General features: G+C 47.2%; 9 protein-coding genes. 4 read left to right on the top strand and 5 right to left on the bottom strand.

The features are described 5' to 3' along the window. Positions 1–36 precede the first annotated feature (36 nt). The gene (locus H6G03_RS22060; RefSeq protein ID WP_190468532.1) at positions 37–918 is read right to left on the bottom strand and encodes a ChaN family lipoprotein; all 882 of its coding nucleotides are present in this window, start codon (positions 916–918) and stop codon (positions 37–39) included. 300 nt (positions 919–1,218) lie between these two features. On the opposite strand from H6G03_RS22060, the gene H6G03_RS22065 reads away from it, so the two are divergent. The 4 genes from H6G03_RS22065 (at position 1,219) to H6G03_RS22080 (ending at position 3,319) form a co-directional block, all read left to right on the top strand. Continuing rightward, on the top strand, positions 1,219–1,446 hold the full coding sequence (locus tag H6G03_RS22065; protein ID WP_190468501.1) for a sensor histidine kinase: 228 nt from the start codon (positions 1,219–1,221) through the stop codon (positions 1,444–1,446). Between the two features lie 157 nt (positions 1,447–1,603). Next, the gene (locus tag H6G03_RS22070) at positions 1,604–1,924 is read left to right on the top strand and encodes a hypothetical protein (RefSeq protein ID WP_190468503.1); all 321 of its coding nucleotides are present in this window, start codon (positions 1,604–1,606) and stop codon (positions 1,922–1,924) included. Continuing rightward, positions 1,921–2,289 (top strand): aspartyl protease, encoded by a 369-nt coding sequence (locus H6G03_RS22075; RefSeq protein ID WP_190468506.1) that lies wholly within the window; start codon positions 1,921–1,923, stop codon positions 2,287–2,289. Before H6G03_RS22070 ends, H6G03_RS22075 begins: the two co-directional genes overlap by 4 nt. 67 nt (positions 2,290–2,356) lie before the next feature. Next, entirely contained in the window at positions 2,357–3,319 is a 963-nt protein-coding gene (locus H6G03_RS22080; protein WP_190468509.1) for an MDR/zinc-dependent alcohol dehydrogenase-like family protein, read from the top strand. 17 nt (positions 3,320–3,336) lie between these two features. On the opposite strand, the gene H6G03_RS22085 is transcribed toward H6G03_RS22080, so the two are convergent. The 4 genes from H6G03_RS22085 to petP all read right to left on the bottom strand — a co-directional run bounded on the left by H6G03_RS22085 (position 3,337) and on the right by petP (position 6,209). Continuing rightward, positions 3,337–3,621, bottom strand: coding sequence for a hypothetical protein (locus tag H6G03_RS22085; protein ID WP_190468538.1), 285 nt, complete (start codon positions 3,619–3,621; stop codon positions 3,337–3,339). Between the two features lie 39 nt (positions 3,622–3,660). After that, the gene (gene chlG, locus H6G03_RS22090; protein ID WP_190468513.1) at positions 3,661–4,710 is read right to left on the bottom strand and encodes a chlorophyll synthase ChlG; all 1,050 of its coding nucleotides are present in this window, start codon (positions 4,708–4,710) and stop codon (positions 3,661–3,663) included. A gap of 122 nt (positions 4,711–4,832) precedes the next feature. Beyond that, complete coding sequence (locus tag H6G03_RS22095) at positions 4,833–6,002, bottom strand: Get3/ArsA fold putative tail anchor-mediating ATPase NosAFP (RefSeq protein ID WP_190468516.1); 1,170 nt, start codon at positions 6,000–6,002, stop codon at positions 4,833–4,835. Between the two features lie 9 nt (positions 6,003–6,011). After that, positions 6,012–6,209, bottom strand: coding sequence for a cytochrome b6f subunit PetP (petP, locus tag H6G03_RS22100; RefSeq protein WP_190468519.1), 198 nt, complete (start codon positions 6,207–6,209; stop codon positions 6,012–6,014). Between the last annotated feature and the right edge of the window lie 60 nt (positions 6,210–6,269).

The raw sequence follows: 6,269 nt of genomic DNA on the forward strand, positions 1-6,269 counted from the left end.
ATTTAAAATTTGCAATCTAAAATCTTAAATCTGCAATTAATCTAACGTAGTTCTCCAAATAAAGTCAGCGATCGACTTGTCTGCTTTGAATTGAGAGGTGTCGGGAGGATTTAGCAGCACTACACGTTGAACTAAGTTCGCGCTACCCAGGCGTCTAGCGACCCGACTGGGAATTCCATATCCGTAGACTACGTGACCCTGACCGACTAAAACTACTACCTGAAAATCTGGGTTAGCCTGCAAAAATTGGGCAATTACTTCCGCCATCGTTTCATCCCACAGCACCTGCGCTTGAAAAAATCGCTCAAAGCTTCTGCTGCTACCGCTACCTTGGTGCATTTGTTCGTAAATTTGCAACATTAACAAGCGATAGGGGGCGTTATCCGTGCGAATTTCTGAGAGAGGCGGAATATATTGCTGTTCTGCCCGCGACAAGCTTTCCAAGCCTCCACGGGCAACCTTGCGCGTGATTTCAGTCGGTGTATTCAAAGCTAATACGGGTAGCCGATTGGCTTTAGCAAACCGCAGAATAGGAGCGTAGTATTCCCACGGGAAGCCCCAACGATTTTCGTAGTCCGTTCTTTCTCGGAGTCGCACTTCTGTCAATTCGTTACCGATGTAGCGATCCAGCTCGAACTGAAATGGTCGCTGGAACATTTCCATTGCGATCGCAATGTTAGGGTTCTGACGATGCAGTTCCTCAATAATCTGTAGTTGAATTAAATGATCTTCTGGGTTGTCGTGCGTTTCTCCCAGATACACAACATTAGCCTGTGCTAGTTGCGACAACACAGTTTGCGAAGTATAAGTAGGCAGCTGGCGGGGAGGAAACACTCTTTGAGCGTTAACCAGCTGAGTGCAGAACAGGATGATGCCTAGCGACAAAGCGCACAGGCTAATAAATTGGCATTTTCTCATAGCAATATTTTGCACTGTCTTGGCATAGCCAGGGCTGAGTGTCAAGCCATAACCCAGATCCCCTCTGGTTTTGGCCCAGCAGCCATTGGAGCGATCGCCCTAATTGCAGGAGAGCCTACATAAGTCTGGTGACTGACATCACGCAGTTACCGGGATTCGGGCACGTTTCTACTGGGTGTGGCATCAACTTACCTGACCGCTCTCGTCATCTTTGGAAGCTATTTACAATCACTGTGCGAATTACAAGCATAGCTCATAGTAATAAAGACCAAAATTGAAAATGACTACCTATTAACTCAAATGACACAAGAAGAAATTAGTGCAGTAAAAAGCAAATTTTTTGCCACAGTTGCTCACGATTTGCGTACTCCTTTGACTGCCATTTTGCTATCTACAGAATTGCTTGAAACATACGGTCATGAAACACCTGAAGAAAAAAAACGCCAATATCTTCGTTGTATTCGAGAAGCAGCAGAAGAAATTAACAAATTACTTAATGATGCTTTAGATACTTATGGCATAGAGTAAAGAAGGCATCGGGTGAATTGGTTGAAATATGTACTTTTGCAAGTCGCCCGTAAATAGCATTAGGGCGACTTTAAGTTTAAATTTTTAGGCGCTCGCTCGTTCATCAACCTCTTCTTGATAAAATCAAGTTGACTGCGTTTTTAAGAGGATAGTACCGATGACCGAAAAAACTCATATACGAGTACCGCGTGGTAGCCGCATTTTTCCCGATCGCCCTCGTCTTTCCGACGCCGAACTAGCCAAACGCAAAGCGGAAGATGAAGCATTTGCCCAACGCTGTCGCGAGATTTTTAGGCGAGTTTACCCGGAATTGGTTAAGAATCATTACAACTGGGCTGTTATGATCGAACCAAAAAGTGGAGACTATTTTGTTGCGCCCGATCCAGAAGTAGCTTTCCAAAAAGCTCGTCAGAAACACCCAAATGCGAAAATTATGGAAATGCGTTTGAATGAGACAGGGGCTTGTGGCAGGATATGATTCAAGGATATTTTGGTGAAAAAGGTGAGCTATTTTTTGAAATTGAGTTGATAGGGGATGATGGTTCTGTCGTGACAGTTAATGCTTTGCTAGATACGGGGTTTACTGACTGGTTGGCAATGGATATCCAAGATGCAGAAAGTTTGGGCTGGACATTTATACGCCAACTAGAGATGCGAATTGCACGGGGAAATGCTCTATTTAATCTCTACGTGGGAAGCGTTTTATTTGATGGTCAAGAATTTACTATTCCCGTTTTAGGTGGGAGAGAAATTCCTGAGTTTTTAATCGGTTTACCTTGGCTGGAAAATTGGCGGTTAGTCGTAGATCGAAAAGCAGGTTTGCTGACGTTGGGGGAAGATTGAGGAAAGGCACGCATGACACGGATATAAAATAAAAACAATTCACCATCTGTTCTATCTCTTACCTACCATGAAAGCCCTCTGGCTAGAAAACAACCAACTCCAACTCCGTACCGATGTCCCCATTCCCACGCCACCACCGGGGGAAGCACTCGTGCGGGTAGTGCGTGCTGGTATCTGCAACACCGATTTGGAATTACTCAGAGGCTATTATCCCTACACTGGTATTTTAGGTCATGAATTTGTCGGGATTGTGGAACAGGGGCCGATCGAACTGCAAAATAAACGGGTAGTGGGAGAAATTAACGCAGTTTGCGGTGAGTGTCGGTTTTGTCGCAACGGATACCCGACTCACTGCGAAAATCGCACCGTTTTGGGAATTGTCAATCGCAATGGCACTTTTGCAGAATATCTAACTTTGCCAATAAAAAATCTGCATTCAGTACCGGATAACGTGCCAACCGATGTAGCTACTTTTACTGAACCTGTGGCAGCAGCTTTGGAAATTCAGCAGCAGGTGAAAATAACTGCAAACGATCGCGTCCTAGTTGTAGGTGATGGTAAGTTAGGACAATTGGTAGCGCAGACATTGGCGCTGACTGGCTGCGATTTATCAGTTGTCGGGCGTCATCGTCAAAAATTGGATTACTTAGCCGCACTTGGTATCGAAACTGGCTTTGCCGATATGGTTCGCGATCGCACTTTCGATCTCTCAGTTGAATGTACTGGTAATCCTGAAGGATTTGCGATCGCTCGTCGCGCCCTCCGCCCTCGTGGTACTCTGGTCTTGAAAAGCACCTATGCTGGGCATCTCACTTTCGATGCGTCTTCTCTAGTGGTAGATGAAATTACTCTGATCGGTTCTCGTTGCGGCCCTTTCCCAAAAGCGTTAGAGATTATATCACAAAATAAGGTAAATGTCAATTACTTGATTCAAGAGCGGTATGAATTGGAAAATGCGATCGCCGCATTCGATCGCGCCCAACAAAGAGGTATTTTGAAAGTATTGTTAGAAATTAGTGCAGATTCTTAGAAATGAACCCGATTAAATCAGTACAAAGTATAAGTTTTCGGGCAATAATCGGGACATTCGATCGCATCCTCAGAATTAGCAATATGGGGATGCACCGTACACTTAAGACGATAGTCGTTAGTAAAAAACTGGCAGCCAGGGCAAGGGATTTGGTGCATCCGCTTAGCCCTGGTGACACTATGGTTAAAAGCCGACCACAGATTCCCAGCCAAAAGAAACATCAATGCCCAGGCTAAGAAAAAGCAAAACGGCACCAAAAAAGGTTGGATGGTATGAATCAGCGGATAAAGCAGTTGGAACACGGCAATTCGCTTATCGAAGTTGAACAAGTATTTCTCATGTTATACCCCGGCGTGCCCCAACGCCAAACCTGCCACCAGCATCCCCAAAACTAGGAAAGGCTGGGCGCTTGCTTGATACTTGACATCATTTTTCAGGGGGTCGCGCAGAAAATACATATCCTGAAAAGTGATTTGCGGAATCACAAGCAGCAGCAGAATAGTGGCGTATAAATTCTGGTGAATCGCGATCAAATAGGCAGCAATACCAGCTTGAAAAATATCGATCGCCAGCACGCAAATCCAAGCCGCCGTTGTAACGCCAAACATCACCGGCAGGGACTGCAAACCTAATTGCCTGTCTCCTTCCACACTTTTAAAATCGTTGACAACCGCAATTCCCAAACCAGCCAAACTGTAAAACAAAGTCAGAATCACAATTGTAGAATTGAGGTCGCCAAACAAAGCATGACCTGCCCACCAAGGCAAAGCAATATAACTGGCACCCAAAGCGTAATTGCCCAGCCAGCCATTTTTTTTCAGTTTCAGGGGTGGCGCAGAATAAATATAAGACAGGAACGAACCGCCTATCGCCAGAACAGTAATCGTGGGAAAGGTGTGACCAGCCCACAGATCGAGGGCGTATGCCAATCCAATTCCTGCAAGTAACAGCACCCAAACTTGGGTAATTACTTGGGGAATAGAGATTGCACCTGATGGAATCGGGCGATAGGGTTCGTTAATGGCGTCGATATCCTTGTCGTAAAAATCGTTAATGGTTTGGGTATAACCCGCCAGCAATGGCCCAGACATCAACATACACGCAGCCGCTATCAGCACGTTTTCCAATGTCCAAGTGTAGTTACCGGAGGAAGCCGCACCGCAGACTACTCCCCAAATCAGGGGAATCCAGGTAATCGGCTTCATCAGTTGCAAGCGGATTTTCCAAATATTAGTTTCCCCCGATGCGGCACCTTTCATACCTAGCATCTGCCGCGTTTTGGCAGTGCGATCGGTAGTGCTAACATTAGCCTCTACTGGCAGCGGCTGTGCCAATTCTGGAGTATTGGTTTCGGGATGGGGGGAAAACTGGGAGGGAGTGGGGTCAGACATATGGATTTTAGATTTTGGATTTTAGATTTTGGATTCAATGAAAGAGGAAATCTACCAAAATCGTGACGAGAAATAGGTTCGGCTTTTGGAAATCCGCCAGCCTTATTACCTCCAGCTTCTGGCTAGAAAGAAATAGTTAGATAACTATTTTGGAATTTCGCTCCCTTAACCGGTTGCCCGCTTAACTGGGGAGGAAGGAAAATATTGCGGCGCTGGTCGCCTGCTTCGATCGTCACTTCCGGGCCGTACTGTGTGAGTTTAACTTGCTTTTTGTCAAACCCAGGCAAGAACAGCCGCACTTGACGAGCTGGGATGTCAATTTCTATGGGTTTGGGAGCCCTATAAGCTTGCCGGAAATCTGGCAGCGCCGCCATTAGGGGTTGCCAGTTGCCGCCGCTGCGGGCAGGCATAACGCTGACTGCCAAAGGCGCAAATTCACTGGTTACGCTGTCGGTGACGGCGGCTTCGCGATCGAATGTCTGATAAACCTGTTCTAGGTTTTGCGCTGTCTCGGCTGCCGTTGTGTCTGGCATAGTGGCTTGATTGAGAATGACGCCGCCCACAGTGAGACCGATTTGCTGGGCACTACCCCAAAGGTATTTGGCAGTGGCGATCGCTACTGGGTCGCCCGTACTCACCAAATAAGCCGCCATGCGATGGGGATTGGCTACAGCATCCTTACCTTGGTCTAACAGGTTGTTTACCTGGTTGGTAGGTTGGGCGAAGTTATCCTCGCCCCAATTCACATTTAAGACAGCGCTGGTGACCGGTTGGATAAACGGCGATATGGTTTTCCCCAAATCGGAATTGATAAACAAATTCCGAAAGCGGCGAATGTACCAACTCAGAATTTCCGGCATTCCCAGCATCCGCAGTGTGGTTTGGTCGCCTGTCCCGTCGTAGACGATCGCATCGTATTTCCCGGCAGCGTCGTACTCCCGAATGGCATTTAGCCCCAAGGCACTATCCATTCCCGGCAATACGCCTAACTCTTGACCGAATACTTCTTTGACGATCGGCGTGCGGAGATACTGCGCTTCCAGCTTTTTTAACTCTTCCCAGCTGCGTTCCAGCAGCTGGGCTGTATGAAACTGCACCCCCTGGAGATTAGTCGATATTTCCTGGGGGTCGGGGCCAAGGGTAGCGCCTAAAATCGCACTCATCGCGGGGTCGCTGCCCTGTCCGGCTAGCAGCACGCGCTTTCCTTGGCTAGCTAGCTGTTTGGCAGCAGCGATCGCCACTGTCGTGCGACCGGTGCCACCCTTGCCCAAAAATGTCAAAATCAAGGACATTTGTCTTCCTTAAGCGTTTACGGGTTCTAGTTCGTCTTCAAAGAACCAGGTAGCAAACTTGTCCTCAAACTGGACAACTACTCCCACACCGCTACCATCTACTATTTTGTATCCCTGAATAATGCCCCGCTGTCCCAGTCGTTTGATTACGTTTTCTGGCGCACGATCCCGAAGACGACGGACGCGGACTGTTTGACCGATTTCCATTGCAACACCAAACTATGAACCATTCCACAGTCTATATGTAGTTAGCGCGTTGGGGCTAGG

This window comes from Aerosakkonema funiforme FACHB-1375, assembly GCF_014696265.1.
Classification (GTDB): domain Bacteria; phylum Cyanobacteriota; class Cyanobacteriia; order Cyanobacteriales; family Aerosakkonemataceae; genus Aerosakkonema; species Aerosakkonema funiforme_A.

Coding starts and splice junctions, on each gene's coding strand:
- H6G03_RS22070 (WP_190468503.1), top strand. CDS start 1,604: ATGACCGAAAAAACTCATATACGAGTACCGCGTGGTAGCCGCATTTTT.
- H6G03_RS22065 (WP_190468501.1), top strand. CDS start 1,219: ATGACACAAGAAGAAATTAGTGCAGTAAAAAGCAAATTTTTTGCCACA.
- H6G03_RS22080 (WP_190468509.1), top strand. CDS start 2,357: ATGAAAGCCCTCTGGCTAGAAAACAACCAACTCCAACTCCGTACCGAT.
- H6G03_RS22060 (WP_190468532.1), bottom strand. CDS start 918: ATGAGAAAATGCCAATTTATTAGCCTGTGCGCTTTGTCGCTAGGCATC.
- petP (WP_190468519.1), bottom strand. CDS start 6,209: ATGGAAATCGGTCAAACAGTCCGCGTCCGTCGTCTTCGGGATCGTGCG.
- H6G03_RS22075 (WP_190468506.1), top strand. CDS start 1,921: ATGATTCAAGGATATTTTGGTGAAAAAGGTGAGCTATTTTTTGAAATT.
- H6G03_RS22095 (WP_190468516.1), bottom strand. CDS start 6,002: ATGTCCTTGATTTTGACATTTTTGGGCAAGGGTGGCACCGGTCGCACG.
- chlG (WP_190468513.1), bottom strand. CDS start 4,710: ATGTCTGACCCCACTCCCTCCCAGTTTTCCCCCCATCCCGAAACCAAT.